Source organism: Clostridium uliginosum (assembly GCF_900112485.1).
In the GTDB taxonomy this organism is placed as follows: domain Bacteria; phylum Bacillota; class Clostridia; order Clostridiales; family Clostridiaceae; genus Clostridium; species Clostridium uliginosum.
Map to the genome: position 1 here is coordinate 1 of NZ_FOMG01000073.1, position 1,490 is coordinate 1,490.

Here is a 1,490-nt window from a genome sequence, read left to right on the forward strand (position 1 = left end):
CTTCATCGCTCGACTTGCATGTGTTAGGCACGCCGCCAGCGTTCGTCCTGAGCCAGGATCAAACTCTCATTAAAAAGTTTAATCTTAGCTTACTCTAAAAAGAATTGCTGGTTTACTTAAATGTATTTATCTATATTCTGTTCAATTTTCAAAGACCATATTCTTTCGCTTTCAACATTACGTTGTCGGCTTTTGTTTTAACTTGTCACTCTCAAGCGACTTTCTTAGTTTATCACTTGGTTTAGATCTTGTCAACAAGTTTTTTTTAAGCTTTCAAACCGTTCTTTCCAGAATGTTTTTCTCAGCATTTAACTTGTTGTCTGCATCTCTCAGCGACGTGTTTTATCTTACCATATCCTTCTATAATCATTCTTTATGTTTACCTTGTTTTATCCGTTTAATACTATAATACTACAGTTTTCTTTTTTTTTCGTTATAATTTTACCATTGATACACTAGGCTTAGTATTTGTTTATATTTACAAATACTACTCTTATTTACATACACATTCTGGTTTTGAAGTAGCTGAATTAATAATAGTAAACCAGCACTTTACTTTATTCCTAAAACGTTTAAATAGTACTTTTGCATATCTACAAAATGCATCTATCGTTTCCTTATTAGACTATCCCTTTTTTTTGAAGAGAGTCAATGATACATAGTAACTAAATTCTCTATATTGTATTTCAATAACTCATCTATTAAGTTATTATAAAATTCAATTCCTTTTTCGTTTATTTTACCAACTCCACTTGGTATTATTCTGATCCATTATTATAGATAATCTATATATTTTAAAACCCATTTCTTAAATAATTTAACATCTTCCTTATAACGGTCATAGTCGATCACTTGATACTTTAAAATCTGCTATACCATCTGGTATTACTTTTGTATCTTGAACTAAAGCTCCTTTTCCCTTATCATCATATGCACCTTCTACTTGATAAGGTGAAATTGATGCACCCCAAGGATGGTTGTATTTATACTACATTCTCTACATATACTCATTTTCTTTTTTAATAGTTTACAATATTATTTTATCAGCTTCTTTAAATGCTGTTATTACAATCCTCTTTAATCTTTAAATTTGAATTTTTTATCCTTTAGTTCAATATATTTATTTCCGTTTATTGTTTGTCCCCTATATTATTAATAATTATAATTTAACATAAGAAAATTATAAAAGCCCTATTTTATATAACTTTAAAACCACATTATTTTTTCGCACAAAAAAAGAGATAGTTATAAATAACTATCTCTTTTATGCTTACCTGGCAACGTCCTAGTCTCCCACACAGTCGCCCATGCAGTACCTTCAGCGCTGTAGATCTTAACTGTCCTGTTCGGAATGGAAAGGAGTGTTACTTCTACGCCATCATCACCAGATTAAATTGAAAGAATTGTTCTTTCAAAATTGCACATAAGTTTGAGTTTCCTCTAATGTATATATTTACTTAATTAATTATTGGTCAAGCCCTCGACCTATT

3 protein-coding genes and 2 rRNA genes are annotated in these 1,490 nt (G+C 29.9%); all 5 read right to left on the minus strand.

Translation table 11 applies throughout. The features are described 5' to 3' along the window. Positions 1-74, minus strand: a 16S ribosomal RNA gene (locus BM027_RS17855); the annotation flags it as partial. Between the two features lie 419 nt (positions 75-493). After that, on the minus strand, positions 494-610 hold the full coding sequence (locus tag BM027_RS18980; protein WP_207647604.1) for a family 1 glycosylhydrolase: 117 nt from the start codon (positions 608-610) through the stop codon (positions 494-496). A 38-nt stretch (positions 611-648) separates the two neighbouring features. Further along, on the minus strand, positions 649-768 hold the full coding sequence (locus BM027_RS18985; RefSeq protein WP_207647605.1) for a family 1 glycosylhydrolase: 120 nt from the start codon (positions 766-768) through the stop codon (positions 649-651). Positions 769-838: 70 nt separating this feature from the next. Further along, a complete protein-coding gene (locus tag BM027_RS18990; protein WP_207647606.1) occupies positions 839-958 on the minus strand; it encodes a hypothetical protein in 120 nt (39 codons plus the stop codon). 314 nt (positions 959-1,272) lie between these two features. Further along, positions 1,273-1,389, minus strand: a 5S ribosomal RNA gene (gene rrf, locus BM027_RS17865). Positions 1,390-1,490 lie beyond the last annotated feature (101 nt).